At 70.5% G+C, this 22,145-nt stretch carries 19 protein-coding genes, 1 tRNA gene and 1 pseudogene; 7 read left to right on the top strand and 14 right to left on the bottom strand.

Features of this window, described 5'->3' with window-relative positions; all coding sequences use genetic code 11:
* The 6 genes from NS220_RS13020 to NS220_RS12995 all read right to left on the bottom strand — a co-directional run.
* Positions 1-2,158 (bottom strand): alpha-mannosidase (locus NS220_RS13020; protein ID WP_058624476.1); only part of this gene is annotated, 2,158 nt, incomplete at its 3' end.
* A gap of 31 nt (positions 2,159-2,189) precedes the next feature.
* On the bottom strand, positions 2,190-3,104 hold the full coding sequence (locus tag NS220_RS13015; RefSeq protein ID WP_058624475.1) for a carbohydrate ABC transporter permease: 915 nt from the start codon (positions 3,102-3,104) through the stop codon (positions 2,190-2,192).
* Positions 3,101-4,033: a carbohydrate ABC transporter permease gene (locus tag NS220_RS13010; protein WP_058624474.1), complete on the bottom strand. Its 933-nt coding sequence runs from the start codon at positions 4,031-4,033 to the stop codon at positions 3,101-3,103. Before NS220_RS13010 ends, NS220_RS13015 begins: the two co-directional genes overlap by 4 nt.
* Before the next feature lie 2 nt (positions 4,034-4,035).
* Positions 4,036-5,394, bottom strand: coding sequence for an extracellular solute-binding protein (locus NS220_RS13005; RefSeq protein ID WP_058624473.1), 1,359 nt, complete (start codon positions 5,392-5,394; stop codon positions 4,036-4,038).
* A 137-nt stretch (positions 5,395-5,531) separates the two neighbouring features.
* A complete protein-coding gene (locus NS220_RS13000) occupies positions 5,532-6,737 on the bottom strand; it encodes an ROK family transcriptional regulator (protein ID WP_058624472.1) in 1,206 nt (401 codons plus the stop codon).
* Between the two features lie 212 nt (positions 6,738-6,949).
* Positions 6,950-7,882, bottom strand: a complete 933-nt coding sequence (locus NS220_RS12995; protein WP_058624471.1) for an ROK family protein — start codon at positions 7,880-7,882, stop codon at positions 6,950-6,952.
* A gap of 162 nt (positions 7,883-8,044) precedes the next feature.
* Between NS220_RS12995 and NS220_RS12990 the strand changes: the two genes are divergently transcribed.
* The 3 genes from NS220_RS12990 to NS220_RS12980 are packed head-to-tail and all read left to right on the top strand — an operon-like array spanning position 8,045 to position 12,639.
* A complete protein-coding gene (locus tag NS220_RS12990; protein WP_058624470.1) occupies positions 8,045-9,091 on the top strand; it encodes an AAA family ATPase in 1,047 nt (348 codons plus the stop codon).
* 7 nt (positions 9,092-9,098) lie between these two features.
* A complete protein-coding gene (locus NS220_RS12985; RefSeq protein WP_058624469.1) occupies positions 9,099-10,343 on the top strand; it encodes a DUF58 domain-containing protein in 1,245 nt (414 codons plus the stop codon).
* On the top strand, positions 10,330-12,639 hold the full coding sequence (locus NS220_RS12980; protein ID WP_058624468.1) for a transglutaminase TgpA family protein: 2,310 nt from the start codon (positions 10,330-10,332) through the stop codon (positions 12,637-12,639). Before NS220_RS12985 ends, NS220_RS12980 begins: the two co-directional genes overlap by 14 nt.
* 159 nt (positions 12,640-12,798) lie before the next feature.
* Here NS220_RS12980 and NS220_RS12975 read toward each other — a convergent pair.
* From NS220_RS12975 to NS220_RS12960, 4 genes are all read right to left on the bottom strand, one after another.
* Positions 12,799-12,887, bottom strand: a tRNA-Ser gene (locus NS220_RS12975).
* An 81-nt stretch (positions 12,888-12,968) separates the two neighbouring features.
* Positions 12,969-13,892, bottom strand: a complete 924-nt coding sequence (locus NS220_RS12970; protein ID WP_058624467.1) for an acetamidase/formamidase family protein — start codon at positions 13,890-13,892, stop codon at positions 12,969-12,971.
* Positions 13,889-15,313: an APC family permease gene (locus NS220_RS12965; protein ID WP_058624466.1), complete on the bottom strand. Its 1,425-nt coding sequence runs from the start codon at positions 15,311-15,313 to the stop codon at positions 13,889-13,891. The genes NS220_RS12970 and NS220_RS12965 overlap by 4 nt, the downstream gene beginning before the upstream one ends.
* 34 nt (positions 15,314-15,347) lie before the next feature.
* Entirely contained in the window at positions 15,348-16,238 is an 891-nt protein-coding gene (locus NS220_RS12960; protein WP_058624465.1) for a proline iminopeptidase-family hydrolase, read from the bottom strand.
* Between the two features lie 78 nt (positions 16,239-16,316).
* On the opposite strand from NS220_RS12960, the gene NS220_RS12955 reads away from it, so the two are divergent.
* Positions 16,317-17,057 (top strand): FadR/GntR family transcriptional regulator, encoded by a 741-nt coding sequence (locus NS220_RS12955; protein WP_058624464.1) that lies wholly within the window; start codon positions 16,317-16,319, stop codon positions 17,055-17,057.
* Between the two features lie 18 nt (positions 17,058-17,075).
* On the opposite strand, the gene NS220_RS19380 is transcribed toward NS220_RS12955, so the two are convergent.
* Complete coding sequence (locus NS220_RS19380; protein ID WP_242864616.1) at positions 17,076-17,213, bottom strand: hypothetical protein; 138 nt, start codon at positions 17,211-17,213, stop codon at positions 17,076-17,078.
* On the bottom strand, positions 17,210-17,581 hold the full coding sequence (locus NS220_RS12950; RefSeq protein ID WP_058624463.1) for a MerR family transcriptional regulator: 372 nt from the start codon (positions 17,579-17,581) through the stop codon (positions 17,210-17,212). The genes NS220_RS19380 and NS220_RS12950 overlap by 4 nt, the downstream gene beginning before the upstream one ends.
* A 115-nt stretch (positions 17,582-17,696) precedes the next feature.
* On the opposite strand from NS220_RS12950, the gene NS220_RS12945 reads away from it, so the two are divergent.
* Complete coding sequence (locus tag NS220_RS12945) at positions 17,697-19,190, top strand: SulP family inorganic anion transporter (protein WP_058624462.1); 1,494 nt, start codon at positions 17,697-17,699, stop codon at positions 19,188-19,190.
* 10 nt (positions 19,191-19,200) lie between these two features.
* On the opposite strand, the gene NS220_RS12940 is transcribed toward NS220_RS12945, so the two are convergent.
* Positions 19,201-20,136, bottom strand: a complete 936-nt coding sequence (locus NS220_RS12940) for an AraC family transcriptional regulator (protein ID WP_058624461.1) — start codon at positions 20,134-20,136, stop codon at positions 19,201-19,203.
* A gap of 441 nt (positions 20,137-20,577) precedes the next feature.
* Between NS220_RS12940 and NS220_RS12935 the strand changes: the two genes are divergently transcribed.
* Positions 20,578-20,919: a hypothetical protein gene (locus NS220_RS12935; protein ID WP_058624460.1), complete on the top strand. Its 342-nt coding sequence runs from the start codon at positions 20,578-20,580 to the stop codon at positions 20,917-20,919.
* Between the two features lie 27 nt (positions 20,920-20,946).
* Here the strand turns inward: NS220_RS12935 and NS220_RS12930 are convergent, their stop codons facing one another.
* Complete coding sequence (locus NS220_RS12930) at positions 20,947-21,405, bottom strand: MarR family winged helix-turn-helix transcriptional regulator (RefSeq protein WP_058624459.1); 459 nt, start codon at positions 21,403-21,405, stop codon at positions 20,947-20,949.
* Positions 21,406-21,609: 204 nt separating this feature from the next.
* Here NS220_RS12930 and NS220_RS12925 point away from each other — a divergent pair.
* A pseudogene (locus tag NS220_RS12925) lies at positions 21,610-22,145 on the top strand (glycosyltransferase); the annotation flags it as partial.

Here is a 22,145-nt window from a genome sequence, read left to right as displayed (position 1 = left end):
CGTCGATGTCCCACGCGTCCCACTGGGTGGGGGTGTCGCGGAAGATCTCGAACTGCCCCGCGACCTGGCCCGCGGGGACGACCTCACGACCGGATGCCACATCGACCAGCGACGTGATCAGGCCCCGGCCGTCGACGACCGCGCGCACGACGCCGTTGTCGAGCACGTAGCCCTCGCCCTCGGCGCGGGGGACGACGTCGCCCCCGTGGGTCGCCGGGGCGATGGCGAGTGCCGGCGCACCGTCACGGCGGTGCGGCGCGGCGTTGGCGAGAACCGTGCGCTCTCCCTGGCCCACGAGGGCACGGAGGCTGCTCTCGATGACCTGCTCGAGCTCCGTGGCGATCGCGGCGTAGTTGCGCTCGGCATCCCGGTGCACCCACGCGATCGAGGTGCCGGGGAGGATGTCGTGGAACTGCTGCAGGAGCACCAGGCGCCACAGGCGCTGGAACGTCTCGGCGGGGTAGGTCGCCCCCGTCCGCACGGTCGCGGTGGCCGCCCACAGCTCGGCCTCGCGCAGCAGGTGCTCGCTGCGACGGTTGCCCTGCTTGGTGCGCAGCTGGCTCGTGTAGGTGCCGCGGTGGAACTCGAGGTACAGCTCCCCCGCCCACACGGCCGGGTCGGCGTATTCGGCCTCGGCGGTCTCGAAGAACTCCCGCGGGGTCGAGTGCTTCACGATCGGCGCGCCCTCGAGCGAGTGGGCGCGCGCGATCGTGGCGGTCATCTCGCGCGTGGGCCCGCCGCCGCCGTCGCCGAAGCCGTACGGCAGCAGCGAGGTGCGCGCGCGGCCCTTGTCGGCGAAGTTGCGCTCGGCGTGCGCGAGGTCGGCCGCCGTCACCTCGGAGTTGTACTTGTCGACCGGCGGGAAGTGCGTGAAGATGCGCGAGCCGTCGATGCCCTCCCAGCGGAAGGTGTGGTGCGGGATGCGGTTGGTCTCGTTCCACGAGATCTTCTGCGTGAGGAACCAGCGCGCACCGGCGGCCTTCATGATCTGCGGCAGGGCTCCGCTGTAGCCGAACGAGTCGGGCAGCCACACCTCTTCGGTGTCGATGCCGAACTCCTCGAGGAAGAAGCTCTTTCCCTCCACGAACTGACGGGCCATCGCCTCGCCACCGACCATGTTGGTGTCGGACTCGACCCACATGCCGCCCACGGGCACGAAGCGGCCCTCGGCGACGCGCTCCTTGAGCCGCTCCCAGAGCGCCGGGTAGTGCTCCTTCATCCACGCGAACTGCTGCGCCGACGACGACGCGAAGACGAACTCGGGGTCCTCGTCCATGAGCGACAGCACGTTGCTGAAGGTGCGCGAGACCTTGCGCGCGGTCTCGCGGACGGGCCACAGCCACGCCGAGTCGATGTGCGCGTGTCCGACGGCGTGCAGCACGTGGGCACTGGATGCCGCGGGCGCGGCCATCAGCGGAGCGAGCACGTCGCGGCCGGCCTGCGCCGTGCCCGCGACGTCCTCGGGATCGACCGCATCGATCGCGGCATCCATTCCCTCCAACAGGGTCGCGCGGCGCGCGGAGGTCGCGTCGAGCTCGGCGAGGAGGCCGTGGAGCAGGCGGAAGTCCTGCAGGAGGTCCCACACCGCGAGGTCGCGGAGACCGATCGACATCTCGCGGAGCGTATAGAGAGGAGCATCGCCCGCGGTGGCGAGATCGCCGAGGTGGGTCGGCTCGAAGGTGAAGAGGCTGCCGACATCGGGGTTCGAGGCCGCCTCGACGAGCACGTCGACGCGGCCGTCGGCGTCGATCGCCGCGGGGGTGGCGTTGTTGAACGGCGAGACGCCCTTGATGGGCGCCCCCGCGCGGTTCCAGACGAGCGCCTCGCACTGGAAGCCGCTCTGGCCGGCGGTGAAGCCGAGGTCGATAACGAGTTCGGCGACGGTGCCCGCGGGCAGGGTCCCCGAGCCGTCACGCCACGCGGCGGGGATCTCGCCCGAGACGGCGAACCAGGTCGTTCCCCACGCCCGGCCCCACGGCGTACCGATCGCGAACGGGCGGTAGGCGGCATCCCGGGCCTCGGCGAAGGTCACGGGCTCGCCCGGGGCCTCCCACGCCCGGATGTCGAGGGGCTGGCGGGCGCGATAGACGGCGGGAGCGAGACGCTCGCGGACGAAGCGTTCGATGCGCATCTCGATGAGCGCGGTGCGGTCGTGCATGGCGAAGAGGTTCCTTGTCTGGGGGGACGGGTCAGCCCTTGACGGCGCCGGCGAGGGCCGACGTACCGCCGAGCCCGCGCTGCACGAGGACGTACAGGCCGAGGACGGGAAGGGAGTAGACGATCGAGTAGGCGGCGAGCTGGCCGTAGGCCACGGCTCCGAACGACCCGAAGAAGTTGAAGATGCTGACCGCGGCCGGCTGGTAGTCGGGGCTGAGCAGCAGCACGAAGGGCACGAAGAAGTTCCCCCATGCCTGGATGAAGGTGAAGATGAACACCACCGCGATCCCGGGACGCATGAGCGGGAGCACGATCTGCACGAGCGTGCGCATCGAGCCCGCGCCGTCCATCCAGGCGGCGTGCTCGAGCTCGACGGGCACGCCGTCCATGAAGTTCTTCATCATCCAGATCGCGATGGGCAGGGCGCTCGCGGTGAGGAAGAGGATCGTGCCGCCGATCGAGTCGATGAGGTTCAGCTGCACGAACAGGCTGTAGACCGGCACCATGATCGCCGTGATCGGCAGGCACGTGCCGAACAGCACCGCGTAGAGGAAGGGCTTTCCGACGCGCATCTTGTAGCGCGAGAGCGGGTAGGCCGCGAGCGAGGCGAGCACGACCGTGGCGACGGCGGTGCCGCCCGCGAGCAGCACGCTGTTCCACAGCGGCAGGAACAGCAGGTCGGGCTTCATCACCGCGGCGAAGTTGTCGAGCGTGACGACCTCGGGCATCTTGATCGCGAGCGTCGGCTGGGCGTCGAGCGACGCCGTGACCAGCCAGATGAGCGGGACGACGAACAGGATGCCGATGACGAGGAGCAGCGTGTTGCTCAGGACGCGCAGGGCGCGCGTGCGCGGCGACGACAGCGAGGCCTTCTTCCGCGTCGGGGCGGGCGTGACCGACCGGGCGCGGCGGCCCGTGACCTCGGGGAGAGTGGTGGTGGCGCTCATGACGAGACCTCCTCGCGCAGCGCGCGGACGTAGAAGAACGAGAAGATCGCACCGATGAGCAGCATGATCGTGGCGATCGCCGTGCCGTAGCCGAGCTCGCCGAACTTCAGACCCTGTTGGTAGGCGAGGATCGGCAGCGTCGTGCTCTTGTTGCCGGGGCCGCCTCCGGTCATGACGAAGATGAGCGTGAACACCGAGAGGGTCTGCAGGGTCACGATCATCGAGTTCGTCCCGATGGTCGAGCGGATCATCGGGATCGTGATGAAGAAGAGCCGCTTGATACCGCTGGCCCCGTCGACCTCGGCGGCCTCGGTGATCTCGGGCGGCACGTCGGCGAGGGCGGCCGAGTAGACCATCATCGAGAACGCGGTGCCGCGCCAGATGTTGGCGAAGATCACCATGAGCACCGGCATCGTGAACAGCCAGCTGACCGGCTCCGCGCCGAAGAGGGCGAGGATGCCGTTGAGCGAGCCGTTGTCGCGGAAGAAGGCGTAGGCCGCGAACGCGGCGACGATCTCGGGCAGGACCCACGCGGTCACGACGATCGTGCCGACCACCGCGGCGACGATGCGGTTGCCCGAGCGCATCATGAGCGCGAGCGCCAGGCCGAGGATGTTCTGACCGATCACCGCGGAGAAGAACACGAACACGATCGTGTTGATCACGGCGACCGGGAAGTCGGGGGCCTTGAACAGCTGTGTGTAGTTGTCGAAGCCGATGAACTCGCTCGCCACGGCGGTGGAACCGGAGAGCGTGGCGTTGGTGAGCGAGCCCCACAGCGACACGAGGATCGGACCGAGCAGGAAGATCGCCAGCAGCAGCGCTGCGGGCAGGAGAGGGAGCGCCCGGGCCGAGGACCGGAGGCCGCGCGCCCTCGCGCGCGACCCCCGGTCGGAGCCGGTCGCCCCGGTCTGAGCCAGGGCGGTCACGGTCAGCCCTTCTGCGTGTTCTCTTCGCCGACGATGCCGATCACGGCCTGGTCGTAGGCGGCGGCGGCGTCATCGACGCTGGACTGGCCGGTCATGACCGCTTCCATCGCGACCTGGATCTGGTTCGAGATCTTGTCGTAGTCCTCGGTCGCCGGGCGGAAGTGGGTCGTGTCGACGAAGCTCGAGAAGGTCTTGAAGCTCGGGTTCGCGTCGAGGTATTCACTGGACTGCGCGACGTCGGCGCGCACGGCGATCTGGCTGTTGTCGATGTTGTACGCGGTGGCGTTGTCCTTGTTCACCGCGGTGGAGAGGAAGTCCCACGCGGCGGCGGCGTTCTTGGTGTTCTTGCCGATCGCGAGGGTCCACCCACCCGACATGCTCGTCGTGCCGGGAGCCTGGCCCTTCTGCGTCGGCATCGCGGCGATGCCGAGAGTGTCGCTCCACGCGGGCCACGCGGCGGTGCCGCCGTCGACCCACGCGGCGGACTGCCACGAACCGTCGAGGGCGATGGCGAGCTTGCTCGAGGGCAGCCAGTCGGCCGTCACGCTCGTGAAGATGTTGGGGTCGAGAGCCTGCTGCAGCGACGGGCCGAGCCCACCCTGGTAGACGTCCGAGACGAACTGCAGCGAGTCCTTGAAGCCCTGGCTGCCCACGACCCACTTCTTCGCGGAGGTGTCGTACAGGGTGTCCTCGGTGCCGTAGAGCAGCATCTCGAGGCCCTGCATAGAGGCCGCTTCACCGGCGGTCTTGCCCGAGTAGACGTTGATCGGGATGACGTCGGGGTCGGCGGCCTTGACCTTCTCGGCGGCCGAGAGCACGTCGGCCCACGTCTTGGGCTGCCAGGGCACCGAGATGCCGGCCTTGGCGAAGATCTCCTTGTTGTACCAGAGACCGCGGGTGTCGGTGCCGAGCGAGACGCCGTACGTCTTGCCGTCGGGGCCGAGGCCGGCCTGCTTGGCACCCTCGGCGAACTGCGACCAGTCGTCCCACTTCGCGAGGTAGTCGTCCAGCGGCAGCAGGTAGCCGGCCGCGGCGTCCGACTGGATCTTGAAGGTGTCTTCGTACTGCACGTCGGGAGCGGTGCTCGCCGACTTGTTCATCAGCGCGAGCTTCGTGTAGTAGTCGGCGCCCTCGGCCTGGATCGGGACGAGCTCGACGGTCACGCCTTTGTGCGCCGCCTCGTACTCCTTCTTCGCGTTCTCCATCAGCGTCTGCATCTGGTTGAACGTCGCCGTGGTCTGGTACGCCACACGGATGGTGTTCGCGTCGCCCGCTCCCCCGCTTCCGCCGGAGCAGCCGGCCAGGGCCACGGTCAGGGCCATGGCGGTCAGAAGACCGCCCGCCATCGTCAGTTTCTTCATGGAAGCTCCTTTGCTCGGGTGGAGACACCGCGTCGCCAGAACCTTTTATAAATCAAATGGACTAACTCGGCAAGTCGTCTCCCTGAGCGCGCGGTAACGATCCGGCCACGGGACGCTGTGAGGGGGGTGAGCGGTCGTCAGATCGCGATCATCATCCGGGCCGGTCGGGCCGCGAAAGCACCGTCCAGCATGAGGCAGGCCGCGCCGACGGCGGCGACATCGGCCCCCACGCGCGACAGACGCACGGTGATCCCCCGTGTCGCGGTCGACACCGGGTCTTCGGCGACGCGGGCGATGACCGTGTCCACGAGCACCGCGGCCAGCCGCTCCCACACCGGTCCGCCGAGCACGACCTCGTCGACGTCGAGGAGGTTGTTCGTCACCACCAGAGCCCGGGCGATACGCTCCCCCGCGCGGTGCAGCACCGCCCGCGCGCGGGCGCCGCCCCCCGCGGCATCCCGCACCAGTCGATCGAGATCGGGACGGGAATCACCCGTCTCGGTGGGCTCGTAGCCGGCCTCGGCGAGGAGGGTGCGCGGCTCGATCGAGACCCCGAGGCACCCGCGCGAGCCGCATTCGCAGGCCGGCCCGTCCGGGTCGACGACCACGTGCGCGATGCCCCCGGCGTTGCCCGTACGGCCGCGCACGGGAGAACCCGAGATCGCGACCCCGAGGCCGACACCGGCCCCGTAGTACAGGAACATCGCGTCGGCGAGCGCGTCGGAGCGATCGAACCACATCTCTCCGACCATCGCGGCGGTCACGTCCTTCTCGACGATGACGGGCAGGCCGGTGGCCGCGCCGAGGTCTTCGCGGACGTGCACGTTGTGCCACGCGGGCAGGAGGGGGGGATCGAGCAGCCGGCCCCCGCGCGCGTCGAAAGGTCCCGGGGCGGCCACACCGACCCCGAGCACGAGCGGGCGCGGGATGTCGGCGTCGGAGAGGATCCGGTCCACGGCCGCGCGGACGTCGTCGATGAGCTGGTCCGGGACGGCACCGTGTCGCCGCGGGATCTCGTCGTGGGCCACGACGTCACCGGCCATGTCCACGACGACGATCGTGTCGACCACCGGGTCCAGATGCACCCCGACGGCGAACCGGGAGCGCGGCTCGAGCTTCAACAGGGTGCGGGGCTTGCCGGGGCCCGAGATGACCTTGCCCGCCTCGACGATGAGGCCCTCGTCGGCGAGACGGCGGGTGACATTGCTGAGGGTCTGGGCGCTGAGTCCCGTCCGCGCCGACAACTCGACACGGCTGAGGCCCTCGGGGGCGCGGCGGATCAGATCGAGCACGAGGGTCTGGTTGTACTCGCCGACCGCCGGCAGGTTCGACCCCGTCCGCATCGCCCCTCGCCTTCGCTCGCCGGCCCGTGACGCGGACCCCCGCTCAGCGTACGCCCGCGAGCGCGCCGTCCCCCGCCGCTCGAGCGGATGACGCGACGCGACCGCCCGGTGAGGAGAACGCAGGACGGGAGGGCGATGGTCGCGCCCTCCCTCCTCCGCTGCCCGGCTCTCCTTCGCCGACCCGGTCGGGCGCGAGCGTCAGCGCGACCGGGTCAGGCGCGCAGAGCGAGAGCAGCCGCGCCCAGCAGCGGCCCGTCGCCATCGAGGCCCGAGCCGGTGATCCGGCATCGACGCGCGTACTCGTGGACGGATGCCGCGTGGGCCGCGACGCGCACTCGATCGATGTAGTCATCGGCCACCTGCGAGAATCCCCCGGCGATCGCGACGGCCTCGAGGTCGCACAGAGTCGCCGCCGCGGCGATCGCCTGACCGACAGCGGTCGCCGAGCGCGCGACGGCGGCGGTGGCGATCTCGTCGCCGGAGCGGTACGACGCGGCCAGGTCGAGCCCGGTCTCTCCCTCCCACCCCTGGCTCCGCGCCCAGGCCACCGTGCCGGGGCCGGCGGCGACGGCCTCGAGAGTGGATGCCACGACCTCCCCGTCGAGGATCGTGCGAACGAAGGTCTGGCCGAGGTGGCCCGCGTTGCCGCTCGCTCCCCCCATCGGGCGCCCGTCCAGGACGAAGCCTCCGCCGACGCCCGTGGAGACGACGATCGCCAGGGCGTTGCGGCATCCGAGGAGCGATCCGCGCCAGTGCTCGGCAAGAGCGATGCACGTGCCGTCGAGCGCCAGGTGGATCGGCCCGTCGACGAGGCCGCCCAGCACCTCGTCGATCGCGAGCCCCGCGGCCAGCGGCAGATTCAGCGGCGAGACCGTGCGCGAGGGCAGGTCGACCGGACCCGCGCTGCCCACACCGATCGCGCCGACGCGGGCACCAGGGACCGCAGCCAACGCCTCGGCGGCCGCCTCGCGGACGTTGCGGGCGAGGGTCTCGCGATCGCTCTCGCGGCCGGTGGGGCGGCGCGTCACGCTCTCTCGAACCACCTCACCGGCGATCGACACGACGGCGGCATCGACCTTCGTCCCGCCGATGTCGACGGCGAGGACGTGCGTATAGGGGGGCAGGGACGGGGTGGCATCGGACATGCGCGCTCCTCGATTGGACCAACGCTCCCCGATCCTAGAGGCCGGTGTATCCGCCGAGTGACGCCTGTGCACCGGGCACCGGCGGCCCCGGCGGCGATGACGCAGGTTACGATCAGGTCACGGCGGCAACGATCTGCCCCGCCCAGCGACACGAGGGATGCCATGGACGAGACGGCCACGCCCGAGGCGGCATCGAGACTCCGCCGCACCGACACCGCCCCGGCCCGACCGGGAAGCGACGAACCGCTCACCGCGGATGCCTTCGCCCGGCTGACCGGTCAGATCACGACATCCATCTCCGACGTCATCGACGGCAAGCCCGAAGCCGTCCAGAGCGCCCTCATCGCGCTGCTCGCCGAGGGGCATCTGCTCATCGAGGACGTCCCCGGCGTCGGGAAGACCATGCTGGCCCGCGCGCTGGCCGCGACCATCGACGCGGACGTGCGCCGCATCCAGTTCACTCCCGACCTCCTGCCCGGCGACGTCACCGGCGTCTCCGTCTTCAACCCGGTCACGCGGCATTTCGAGTTCACGCCCGGCGCGGTCTTCGCGAACATCGTCATCGCGGACGAGATCAACCGCTCCTCCCCCAAGACGCAGTCGTCGCTGCTCGAGGCGATGGAGGAACGACAGGTCACGATCGACGGGCGCACGCACGTGCTGCCCTCGCCCTTCCTCGTCGTCGCGACGCAGAACCCGCTCGAGATGGAGGGCACGTATGCGCTCCCCGAGGCGCAGCGCGACCGGTTCCTGCTGCGCATCTCGATGGGATACCCCGATCCCGCCGCCGAGGCGCTCATGCTGCGACAGCGCGATGTCGTGAACCCCCTCGACGCGATCGAGCCCGTCGTGACGGGGCGCCAGGTGACCGCGATGATCGCGTGGGCCCGTGCCGTCCATGTCGCCCCGGCGCTCGAGGAGTACGTCGTGGCGTTGGCGCAGGCCACCCGCAGCCATCCCGACATCCGTCTCGGCGCGAGCCCGCGCGCCACCCTGCAGCTGGTGCGCGCCGCCAAGGTGCGCGCGGCCCTCGATGGGCGCTCCTACGTCATCCCGGACGATCTGACGACGCTGCTGGGCCCGGTCTTCGGCCACCGTCTCATCGCGAACCGCTCCGCCGCGGGCGGTCGCGCGGGTGCCGTCGTGGTGTCCGAGGCGCTCGAGCGCATCGCCGCGAGCGTGCGCGTCCCCCTCGCCTCGCGAGTGTGAGGAACCGATGAGACGCTGGTGGCCGTTGACCCTGCGTGGCAGCGGCGCCGCGGTGCTCGCGGGGGCGTCTCTCGTGATCGCGCAGCGCGCCGGCATCCCGGAGCTGATGTATTTCGGCGTCCTCATGGCCGCTCTGCTGGCGACCGCCGCTCTGACGCTCGTGATCGCTCGGCGTACGGACCGCGTGACGCGCACCGTCAGCCCCGACGTCACCGACGTCGGGGCCCGTGCGCAGGTCGTGGTGCGCGTCGGCCTGCAGACGGCGCTGCCCACCGCCCCGGGCCGATGGGCCGACGCCCTCCCGGCGGGGCTCAGCGGGCACGCGAGCGGCGTCTTCCCCGCGACCTCGTCGTCGCTGGGGCGGGACACCGTCCCCGTCGAGCTGCGTTACGAGGTCGTCGGTCACGAACGCGGCGTGCACGCTCTCGGCCCGCTCGAAGTCGTCACGACCGACCCGTTCGGTCTCGTCCGTCGCCGAGTCGCCCTGGGAAGACCGACCCCCGTGACGGTGGCTCCGGCGATCGTCGACCTCCCGCCGCTTCCTCCGACCGGGGGTGAGGCGGGGGGCACGCGACAGTCGGCGGCACTGCAACTCGGACAGGGCCTCGACAACCTGGTCGCGCGTCCCTACGCGCCGGGCGACTCGATGCGCCGCATCCATTGGCGGGCGACGGCGCACCGCGACACGCTCATGGTGCGCCAAGAGGAGCAGGAATCGAGCCCCGCCGCGACGGTCGTGTTCGATCGCGCCGTCTCCCGGTGGTCTCCCGCCGCCGCGGAGGCGGCGGGCCGCGACCTCGCTTTCGAGACAGCGGTCTCGGCGTGCGTGTCCGCGGTCGCCCGCCTCGTTCACGAGGGATACACCGTCGACGTCGTCGACAGCGACGGGGAGCTGCTCGCCGATCCTGTCGACGGCGGTGAGGACGCGGAGGCACGCGCTCTCGCGGCATCCTTCGCCGCGATCACCGCGCGCACGGACGGCTCGACCGCCCGCGTGATCCCGGCGTCCGCCGCGGTGATGATGGGCCCCGTCGTCGTGATCACCGCGGACCCTGCGCGCGATCACGCCCTCGCCCCCGGAGCCTTCGCCCAGCGCTCGGCTCTTCCGATCATGCTCATGGTCGCGCCCCACCCCGATCTCGAGACCGCCCGCGCCGCGGGGTGGCGTGTCGCGACGGTGCGCCCGGGCGGAGACATCGCGACCGCGTGGTCCGAGGCGACCGAGAGAGGGCTTGCGAATGTCGGCCGGTGACGTGACGGTTCTCCGCACCCCCCGACGCCGGCGCGATGCGGCGCTGCTGACGCTCGGCCTCTTCGCCGCGATCGCAGCGGCCCTGATCCCCGTGTTCTCGGTGATGCAGCCGGGGTCGTGGACGCTCCAGGCGGCCTTCTTGACGGCGGCGGTGCTCGGCGCCGGGCTCGCCGCGCGCTTGTTCCACCTCCCGGCGCTGGTGGCGACCCTCCTCGAGGTCGGCATCTGGCTCTTCGCCCTGACGGCGATGTTCGGTCGCACCACGGCGGTGCTGTGGATCATCCCGAGTCCCGCCACGGTGAGCACGGTCCCGGTCCTCTTCTCCGCGGCATCCGAAGAGATCCGCACCGGTGTCGCCCCGGTCGCCCCCGGCACCGGGCTCGCGTTCGTGCTCGTCGCCGCGATCGGCGCGCTCGCCATCGTCCTGGATCACGTCGTCCTCACCGCGCGGATGCCGTTGCTCGCCGGCGTCGGCCTCGTCGCGGTCTCGCTGATCCCGACGATCGCCATCCCTGCCGACGTGGACGTCACGGCCTTCGTCCTGCTCGCCGTCGCGCTGCTGTTCCTGCTCCGCGTCGACACGCGTTCGCGCCACGCCGGTGCGCGCTCGCGTCCCACCGGTGTCCCTCGGCGGGGCCGCGGCGCCTCGGCGACGGCGTTCGGCATCGCCGCGGTCGCGGTGATCGTCGCCGTGGTCGCCACCCCGCTCCTGCCCCAACCTGCCCTGCGTTTCGCCTCGGGCGGCACCGGCGGGTACGGCACGACGATCAATCCGAACCTCGAGCTGGGCAACGACCTGCGCCAGCCCCGTGACATCGACGTGCTGACCCTCCAGACGACCGCGCCGACACCTCCCTACCTCCGGGCCGTGACGCTGTCGAGCTTCGACGGCTCGGTGTGGCAGCCCGACCGCGACGACACCGTGAACGTTCCCGGCGACGGCCCCGTGTTCGACGCCCCTCCGGTCGACTCCGACATCGCCGTCGCGGACTACACGACCGACATCTCGGTGGGCGAACTCGACAGCCCGTGGCTCCCCGTCCCCTCCCCGGCGACCACCGTCACGGGCCTGCAGGGCGACTGGCTCGGGATGCCGCAGAACCGCACGATCGTGTCGCGCTCGGGCTCCTCGCGCGATCAGGACTACTCGGTGCAGACGATCGCGCCGCGCCCGACGCTCGAGCAGATCCGCGCGCGCCCTGTCGGCGGATCCGAGCTCGGCGACACGGTGCGCGCGCTCCCCGCCGACATCCCCGCCGTCATCGGCGACACCGCGCGCGAGGTGACCGCCGGCGCGCAATCGCCCTACGACGCGCTGATCGACCTGCAGACGTGGTTCCGCAGCAGCGCGTTCCGCTACTCCCTCGACGCGCCCGTCGAGGCGGGCTTCGACGGGGCGGGATTGGATGCCGTCGCCGACTTCCTGCAGGCGCGCACCGGATACTGCGTGCACTTCGCCTCCGCGTTCGCCGTGATGGCCCGCACGCTCGACATGCCGTCGCGGATCGTCGTCGGCTACCTCCCCGGCACGATGTCGAGCTCGGTCGGTCAGGAGCGGTCGACGTTCACCGTGACCTCGAGTCAGCTGCACGCCTGGCCCGAGGTGTACTTCCAGGGCATCGGCTGGGTGCCGTTCGAGCCGACCAACAGCCTGGGCGTCCCGACCAGCTTCGCCTCCGGCACCACCGGCGGAACGAACACGACCCCGAACGCCCCTCAGCAGCAGCAGAGCGCCGCACCGGAGACGCAGTCCACGACCGCTCCCTCGCTCGGCAACCAGGACGGGCCGGGCCTGCAGGGCACCGGTACCGCCGGCGCCGCGCGCGGAATCGGGCCGGGGCTGCTCGTCGGCGGCGGCATCGCGCTCCTGCTCCTGCTCCTCGCCGCCCCCGCGGTGCTGCGCGCCCTCCGCCGGCGCTCTCGCGCGACCGCGGCGCGCGCCGGTGATCCGGTCGCGGCGTGGGCGCTGGTGCAGGACGAGGCGGTGGATCTCGGCATCCCGGTCCCGGGCGGTGAGTCGCCGCGACGCTTCGCCGAGCGCCTCGTCCAGGAGCACGGCGCGGATCCGGACGATCTGGACCTCCTCCGCGGGGCGATCGAGCGCGTCAGCTATGCCGAGAAGGCGCAGGATGCCGCGGACGGGCCGCTGCTCGCCGGTGCCGCCGCGCGCGTCGGCGCGGGCCTGCGCGCCCGAGCGACGGGAGTCCGCCGGGTGGTCTCGCGTGTGCTCCCCCGCTCGCTCGTCGTGCGTCCGGGCAGCGCGGCGGCGGAGGAGCGCGAGCGGGTCGGCGCGTAACCGGCTCCTGCGAGGTCACGGGCCATGGATTCACGTCGACCTGGGATTCTCGCCACCTCTGTCATCGGCCTCGCCCCCCTGTCCGGATGCGCGGTGACAGGCTCCCCGGCAAAAGAGAGAGCCCCGCGCGAACTCTCGTTCGCGCGGGGCTCTCTTCGGCGGAAGTGACAGGATTTGAACCTGCGAGGCGAGTTACCCCGCCTACATGGATTCCAGCCATGCTCCTTAGGCCGCTCGGACACACTTCCAAGGGACGATCTTACACGGCGCTCAGCCTCGCCCGAATCGTCGCCGGGTTCTGACGGTGCGTCGGTCGCCGGCGGACGACCTCAGAGCACGCTTTTGGGGAGGCGGTGAAGGGTCACCGCCCCCACGGCCCGGAACGGATGCAGGGGGTCGGGGGTCTCCGAACCGGTCGGCCCGCCCAGCTCGCTGTGGACGAGGGCGCTCATGACCGCGTATGCGTCCATACGGTCCCATCCGTGCTCGTCGACCAGGGTGTCGAACACGTCCTCGTAGCCGCGGCGGACGCTCTCCTGCACGGGATCCCCGAGACCCACGAAGATCCACTCCTCGTCGGTCTCGACCCGGGGCGCGCGGAGGTGGGCATCCGGGACGAGGTCGATCGAGACGACGGCGACGCCCGCCGCCTCGATCGCCACGAACGACGACTCGCCGCGCGCCATGACGGCATGGATGTCACCGATGGAGAGCAGCGCTCCCTCGACCTCGACCGGCAGGTAGACCGTCGCGCCCGGGGCGACGTCGGTGAGGTCCATGTTGCCCCCGAGGGCGGTGGTGGGCATGACCGTCGAGTTCGTCCCGGATGCCGGAGCCGTGCCGATGCATCCGATCATGGGTCGCGCGGGCACGACGTGACGATCGGTCAGGTGCACGCCCTCGGCATCGATCGGGATGCGCCTGCTGACGACGTGGGCGGGCATGCGGTGCTGCAGGGCCCCCGTCCCGGGAAGACTCTGCGACCATCCGTACGCCCCGAGACGGATCTCGTGCACGTGCACCGCGAGCGCGTCGCCCGGCTTCGCGCCCTCGACGTACACGGGCCCCGTCACCGGGTTGAGGGGAGCCTGCAGGGCGGCGAGGTCGCCGTGGTCGTCGAGCTCGGCGTAGACCGCGTCGTCGGTCTCGAAGGCGATCATCTGCCCCGTCCCGGGCCGGATGCGCAGCGCCGGAGGCACTGCGGCGTCGTAGCCGGGACGGCCGTGCTGCTTGCCGAGGAAGAGCTCGGTCATCGGGATGCCACCTCGCCGCCGCCCTCACCGGCGGTGGCGGTCGCGTGCTCGGGTAGCGGCCCGGTCGCCCCGCCGTTCTTGCGGGCGTAGATGGCGTAGACGATCCCGCCGACGACGAGCCACACGATGCCGCCGATCTTCGCCGTCATATCGGCGTTGAGGAGCACGTACCCGATGATGAGGAACCCGATGAGCGGCACGACGAGGTGCAGCAGGTAGTTCTTCGACTTCTTCTTGCCGAGGTAGTAGACCGCGACAGACACGTGCAGGAGAAGGAATCCCAGGAGTGCGCCGAAGTTCACCAGCGACGAGATCACGGCGATCTGTCCGACGAAGAACAGCACCAGCACGAGAGACACTCCGCTGACGAGCAGGATCGCCGGCATGGGTACCTGGCGGGAGTTCACTTTCGACAGGAAGGCGGGCAGGCGCCGGTCGCGGCTCATCGAGTACAGCAGGCGCGAGGTCGCGGCCTGAGCGGCGACCGCGTTGGCGATGCCGACCGCGATGACGTTGACGGCGAGGAACGCGGTGGCCCAGCCCGAACCGGCCGCCTGGGCGACGAGCACGAAGAAGGCGTTGTTGACCTCGTCGTCGCCGAACGAGATGGTGCCGGCGGCGAGAGCGCTCGCGAACCAGGTCTGCGTGATGAAGAGCACGGCGACCACGAGCAGGGCGATGATCATCGCGCGACCGCCCGACTTACGGTCGCCCGTCGACTCCTCGGCCATCGTCGAGATGCCGTCGAACCCGAGGAAGCTCAGAACCGCGATCGAGAGGGCGGTCGCGATGAGCGCGGGGTTGACCTTCTCGGCATCCCACAGCGGAGCGATCGTGAACTCCGCGCCCGGGACCGTGCCGGCGTTGAGCGCCACCATCGCGATGACGACGAAGATCACCACGAACGCGAGCTGGATGACGAGCATGACCCGGTTCGCGAGCTTGATCGACCCGATCCCCGCGACGTTGATGAGCGTGTTGATGAGGACGAAGGCGACGGCCCAGATCCACTGCGGCACGTCGGGGAAGATGCCTGCCATGCTGGACGCCGCGAAGACGTACAGCAGCGTCGGAACGAGCAGGTAGTCCAGCAGGATCGCCCACCCGGCGAAGAAGCCGACGGTGGGGTGCAGTCCTCGGCCGACGTACGAGAAGACCGACCCGGCGATGGGGAACGCCTTCGACATCTGCGCGTAGGCGAGGGCGGTGAAGATCATCGCGACGACGCCGGTGAGGTAGACCAGCGGGACCATTCCGCTGGCGGCGTTGAAGACGACGCCGAAGATGGCCCAGGGGGCGATCGGCACCATGAAGACGAGCCCGTAGACCACGAGGTCGAGGGTGGACATGGAGCGCTTGAGCTCTTGCTTGTAGCCGAAGGACTCCAGCGACTGCTGGGCCTCGGGGGCGGTGTTCGACATCGGGTCTCCTGGCTCGGAAGGGTCGGGTGGGGCGTCAGGGAAGAGGGGCGAGGAAGTCGGCGATGACGGCGCGGAACGCGTCCGGCATCTCGAGGTGCGTGCAGTGGCTCGCCCCCTCGAACACGTGGGCGCGAGCGTCGGGGATGCGCTCGACGAAGGGCTCCCACGTCTCGGGGGTGGCCTCGTCGAACTCGCCGGCGACCACGAGGGTCGGTACCGCGACCAGCGGAAGGCGGTCGATGATGGTCCAGTCGCGGCCGGTCCCGACGACGTGGAACTCGTTCGGTCCGTTCATGGTGAAGTACACCGTGGGGTCGGCGAGCATCTGCTGCTCGCTGTCGACGAAGTCCTGCGGCATCGGGGTCACGCGGCAGACGTGCCGCTCGTAGAAGACGCGCGTGGCATCCACGTAGTCGGGGTGGTCGAGGGTGCCGTCGGCCTCGTGGCGGTCGAGGGCCTCGCGGGCGTCGACCGGGAGTTCCGCGCGCAGACGGGCCGCCCCCGCGAGCCACAGCTCCATGGACGCCGGGGAGTTGCAGATCTCGAGACTTCTCAACCCCGCCGGCTGCCGGACGGCGATCTCGGCGCCGAGCATGCCTCCCCACGACTGTCCCAGCACGTGGTACTCGTCGAAGCCCAGGGCCTCGCGCAGGTTGTGGAACTCGTCGACGAAGAGCTGCGGAACCCACTGGGACGCCGGGGCGTCGGGGTGGTGCGAGCTCTTCCCGCACCCGATCTGGTCGTAGTGCACGACGGTGCGTCCGGTGATCTCGGCGAGCGCGTCGAGGTTCGCGACGTAGTTGTGTGCCATGCCGGGTCCGCCGTGCAGGACGAACAGCGGAGCTTTTCCGGTCGGCGCGGTGGGCTCGGTGACGCGGGCCCAGGTGAAGCCGTCGTGGAAGGGAACGGTGATCTCGCGTTGCATGGAGTCATCGTGGACCCGGTAATGGTTCGTTGGCAAACCTTTTCTCCGGAATTAACATGGAGGAAACGAGGGGAGCCCATGGCTGAGACCGACGACGTCTCCCTGGTGGACCGCGTCACCCAGCGCCTCATCACCGCTGTCGCGGTGGGTGAGTTCCTGCCCGGCACGCGCCTTCCCGCCGAGCGCGACCTCTCCCCCCTCCTCGGAGTCGGGCGGACCACCGTGCGTGCCGCCCTCGACGATCTGTCCGCGCGCGGGCTCATCGAGAAGAGACGCGGCCGCGCCGGCGGCACCTTCGTGGCCGAGGAGTGGCCCGCGTCGATCGTCGTCGGCGTGGACCGCTGGTTCGAGCAACGGTGGAGCGACCTGGTCGACGCGTGCACCGCGAGCTCGATGCTGCACTCGTCCCTCGCCCGCCTGGCCGCCGAAAGGCGGACGGATGCCGACATCGCGGTCATGCGCGACCGCCTGGCCGCCTTCCACGCGGCGGACTCCGGCAACCCCAAGCAGCGCGCGGACAGCCTCCTGCACCTGTCGATCATCGACGCCGCGCACAACACCGCCCTGCGCGACATCCTCCTCGATCACGAGCGCCATCTCTCCCTGTCCGCTCCGGCGCACCCGTGGGGTGACCGCGAGAGTCATCGCCGCATGGAGTCCCGCGCGGCGCGCGAGCACGACGCGATCGTGGCCGCGATCGTGACCGCCGCACCCGAAGAGGCCGCCGAACTCGCCCGCCGGCACGTCCAGATCGACCTCGAGCTGTTCTCCGAGGCGCGAGAGTTCGCGCGCCGCCGCGCGGCCGCCGCGCAAGGCTGAGATCACCGCGACCCGCGGTCAGCGGCGCAGCCGCTCCTCGAGGCCCGCCCGCACGCCCGGCCACTCCTCGCGGAGGATCGAGAAGGAGAGGGTGTCGCCGATCGAGCCGTCGGCGGCGATGCGGTGGTGACGCAGTCGCCCCTCGTGATCGGTCATCGCGCTTCCAGCTGCGCCACGAACTCGTCGGCGGCGGCGACCTTGCGGCGCAGGTCCTCACGACGCTGCTGCGCCTCGTCGCGGATGTCCGCGAACCGCTCGCGCAGCGCCGCGTCGTCCGGGTCGGCCTCGAGGCCGTCGACCACCGCGAGCAGCTCGCCCATCTGCTCGAGCGAGTACCCCAGCGGTTTCATGCGGCGGATGAGCAGCAGGCGCGACTCGTCGTCGGCGGTGTACAGGCGGAAGCCGCCCTCGCTCCGCGCCGACGGACGCAGCAGGCCGATCTCGTCGTAATGGCGGAGCGTGCGGATCGACAATCCCGTCCGCTCGGCGAGCTCGCCGATCTGCATCGGCCGATCGTCGGTCATGGCATCCCCGATCCCGCAAACCTCACGTTACGGTAGAGTTGGTGGCGGTCGCGATCGCGACCCCCCTATTCTTCCCCGCGTCGCAGCGGGTTCCCTCCCCTCTTGGAGACTCCTCATGACCGACGCCCTGACGCGCCCGCGCTCCGAACCCACCGTCCTGCAGGCCTTCCGCTCCCCGCGCCTGCTCACTCGCGAGATCCTCGCCGGCCTCGTCGTGGCGATCGCCCTGATCCCCGAGGCCATCGCCTTCTCGATCATCGCCGGCGTCGACCCGCGTCTCGGGTTGTTCTCGTCGTTCGTGATGGCGGTCGCGATCGCCTTCCTGGGCGGTCGCCCCGCCATGATCTCCGCCGCGACCGGTGCGATCGCCCTCGTCATCGCGCCGGTGGCGCGCGAGCACGGGGTCGACTACCTGCTCGCGACGGTGATCCTCGGCGGCATCCTGCAGGTGATCCTCGGGCTCGTGGGCGTCGCGAAGCTCATGCGCTTCATCCCGCGCAGCGTCATGGTCGGCTTCGTCAACGCGCTGGCGATCCTCATCTTCACGGCGCAGGTCCCGCAGCTGATCGGGGTGCCGTGGGCCGTGTATCCGATCGCCGCGGCGGGGCTGCTGATCATGTACCTGCTCCCCCGCGTCACCAAGGTCGTGCCCGCCCCGCTCGTGGCCATCGTCCTGCTCACGGGCGCCGCCGTCGTGTTCGGCATTTCGGTGCCCACCGTGGGCGACCAGGGTGCGCTGCCCGAGAGCCTGCCGTCGCTGCTGATCCCGAACGTGCCTTTCCGCCTCGACACGCTGGCGATCATCTTCCCCTTCGCGGTCGCCATGGCCATCGTCGGGCTGCTGGAGTCCCTCATGACCGCGGCCCTCGTCGACGACATCACCGACACCCCCTCGTCGAAGACCCGCGAGTCGCTCGGCCAGGGCGCGGCGAACGTGCTGTCGGGTCTGTTCGGCGGCATGGGCGGCTGCGCGATGATCGGCCAGACGATGATCAACGTCAAGGCATCCGGCGCACGCACGCGCATCTCGACCTTCCTCGCGGGTGTCTTCCTGCTGGTGCTCGTGTTGGTGTTCGGCGACGTCGTGGCGATCATCCCGATGGCCGTGCTCGTCGCGGTCATGATCGTCGTGTCGATCGCGACCTTCGACTGGCACAGCATCCGGCCTTCGACCCTGCGACGGATGCCGGTGAGCGAGACGGTCGTGATGGTGCTGACCGTCGCGTTCACCGTGTGGACGCACAACCTCGCGATCGGTGTCGGCGTGGGCGTCGTTGCGGCGGCGGTGCTGTTCGCCCGGCGCGTGGCTTCACTGACGAGCGTCACCCGCTCGGTCGAGGGCGACACCGCCCGCTATGTCGTCGAGGGCGAGCTCTTCTTCGCCTCGAGCAACGACCTCACCACGAAGTTCGCGTACCACCGCGATCCGGCGCACGTCGTGATCGACTTGTCGCGTTCGCACGTCTGGGACGCGTCGACGGTGGCGGCCCTGGATGCCGTGCAGACGAAGTATGCGCATCTGGGGACGACCGTGGAACTCGAGGGGATGAACGCCACGGCGGCGCGGTTCCACGGGCGACTGAGCGGTGAGCTCGGCGCGGGCCACTGACCGGGGGACCTCAGGAGCGCAGCGTCGTCGACGGCGTCTCGCCGAACTCCGCGCGGTACATCGCGGCGAACCGACCGAGGTTTGAAAAGCCCCAGCGCGCAGCGATCGCGGCGACGGTGTCGACCGACGGATCGGCGCTGCGCAAGTCGGCGCGTGCGGCATCCAGACGGACGCGACGCAGATACTGCATCGGCGTGCGGCCGGTGGACGCGCGGAACGCGTATTGCAGACCGCGCGGCGACAACCGAGCCGCCTGAGCGATGTCGGCGAGGACGACCGACTCGGCCGCGTGCGCCTCGATGTATGCCTTGGCCCGGCGGACGGGCGCGGGCAGGGGGCGCGCGGGTCGTCCCGCGGCGAGTGCCTCCGTAAAGGTCGTGGGGAACGCGAGCAGCGACGCTTCGAGCAGGAGCGTCCGCGCCTGGTGCTGGATGAGAGGCGTCCGCTCGGACGAGCGCAGCAGCACGTCCCGGGCGTACTCCCACGTGCGCGTCCAATAGCGCAGCCGCTGCTCGCTGACGGGAGCATGACCGGTCGCGCGGACCCGCAGCCCCTCGTCACCGGAGAGCCGCCGGGCGGCGTCGTCGAAGTCGGTGCGCGAGAAGGCGACGGCCGTCCCGGCGATCCGCCCGGTGAAGGCGACTTCGAGCGGACGATCGACGACCAGGAAGGGAACGGCCGTGTCGATCCGTTCGCGGCGATACGTCCCGGCCACGCGCGACCCGGCGATGCGCCCCACCACGACCTGGTCGAGGGGATCGGATTCGACGAGCATCGTCGAACCGATGGTGTAGTCGCAGAACGCGAAGCCCGTATCCGAGACGGCCTGCCAGTTCAGCGCCGGCTGAATGGCCTCGGCGCGAGAGATCCGGGCTCCCGGGACGACCGACCGCCACATCTCCTCGACGATCGCGGCATCTCTGGTCTCGAGTTTCGTATGCTCCACGGGGCTTTCCTAAATCGACCGAAAGAGTGCGGCAACACCGTTGCTTTTTCGCGCAACGTATGCGTGGGACCGCTCTCAAAGCGCGGGGGGACGTCGACGAGAGAGGAATGCCGGGGGGGACTCCTTCACCGTATCGTCATCGAACAGGGTGCGAGAAAGCCTGGCGCGGTTCACTTCGGCACCGATGCCGGTGACCGTGGCCGTCGCGCGCGACGTCGTGGCCGCCCCGCGCAGAGGTCTCCCCGCCGTGTTTGACGCGGCCTCCTCCCGTGGCGAAGATGCGAGAGGAATGGGCTCCGGTCTCTTCCTTCCTCCCCGCCATCGCTCCCCGGCACGGCGGTCGGACCGCCTCGGCGCGGAGCTCGTGACCCGCGCCGAGGTAGGGCGTCGCATAATTGGTGAGGCTCGCGACTCGGCGAGCTCCGATCGACGGGACGCCCGATGACCTTCCGCACGATGGCAACCCTCGAGTCGTGGGTCGACGACTTCCGCGGTCTGGGCTACGACGACGCGGACATCCTGCGCGTGATCCCCCAGGATCTCGACGAGGACTCCGATCGCGGATTGATCGCCGCGCAGCTTCGGAGCGTCTCCACCACGTTCTTCGTCGCCCCCGGGACGGCACCGGGGTCCACGGACTGGGCCGTCACCTTCGAGCCCCGGGAGAACGCAGCCCCCCTTCCGGCGGGACGGGTCCTCGCTCTCTCGGGCGAATTGGCGATGCTCGCGGCGCTGTGCTCATTCCTGCAGGCGCGGTCCGAGGCGTTCCTCGCGAATCACTAGGAGGTTCGCCCCGGCGGGCCCCGGGTCTCAGTCGGCCCGGGTGGCCGCGGCGACGGCCTGCTCGATGATCCGCGCCAGCCGTTCGCTCTCGCCGGCATCCAGTTCGCCGATGGCAGCGTCGATCGCGCGATCGAAGGCACGCAGGAGCGACCACGGCTCCTCGTCGAGATCGATGATCGCGGTGATGTGGTTGACGCGGCGGTCCTCGGTGTCGAGGTCGCGGCGCACCGCTCCCCGCTGAACGAGTCGATCGATGAGCGTTGTGACACCGGCGGACGTGATGCCGAGGTGGTCGCGCACGTCCGAGGGGCGAGCGCCCGGATTCTCGACGACGAAGAGCAGCGCGCGAGCGTCGAGTTCGTTCAAGGACAGTTCGCGGCGCGCTCTGGCGACGGCGCCGCGCCGCGCTTCGCCGTACGCCAGGAGGGCACGACCCACGGGCGTTCCCAGGGCGGCTCCGGAGAGCGAATCGGTTGACGACGACACGACGGTACATCGTACTCATCTCCGCTTCGTGCGCGCCGTCGCGGCCCGCCGGATGAGGACGTCTCCGTTCGGCCGCGGCGCGTCGCCTCGTGCCCGGGCGTTCACGCGATGGTCTTCGCGACGTAACCCACACCCGGGGGTCGAGCCTTCAGCATGAGACAACCGCGTCGACCGACGTGGCGCCCCTCCCCGGAAGGCGATCCGATGTCTCGACCCGTGCGCGTGCTGTCGCTCTACGAAGGGTTCTTCGCGGGCGGTGCGCGGATCCTGCACTCCGACGTCGTCGCGGGCCTCGCGACGACGGGCGAGCAGGAACACCACGTCCTGTCGCTGACCTCCGCGGCGCGTCGCGACGCGTCGGTGCAGTATGTCCGAGACGACACGCGTTACCGCCGTCTGCGGGATGCGGGCGTCGGGATCACGGCGTTCGACCGCCTCGCCGGCGATCGCCCCATCGCGCCGGACGCGTTCAGTCCGGCGGAACTCGATCGCGCCGCCGCTCTCTTCGAGGAGGCCGACATCGTGCTGTCGCTGAAAGAACAGCCCCTGAGCCTCGTCCTCGCGCTCGCTCAGGCGGGGCTGCTGCCCGCTCGCCCGACGGCCGCGTGCCTGCACCGCTCGGATCCTTCCCACTCCGGACCCGCCCTGGGATGGCTGACGGATGCCGCCGCCGCAGGCATCGTGTCGGCGACCATCTCGTGCGCGGTCTCCACGTCCGACGCGTACGCCCGCGCGGGCGT

Source organism: Microbacterium testaceum (assembly GCF_001476655.1).
GTDB lineage: Bacteria > Actinomycetota > Actinomycetes > Actinomycetales > Microbacteriaceae > Microbacterium > Microbacterium testaceum_C.
Note: the sequence above shows the minus strand (reverse complement) of the source record. Positions and strands in the feature narration are given on the sequence as shown.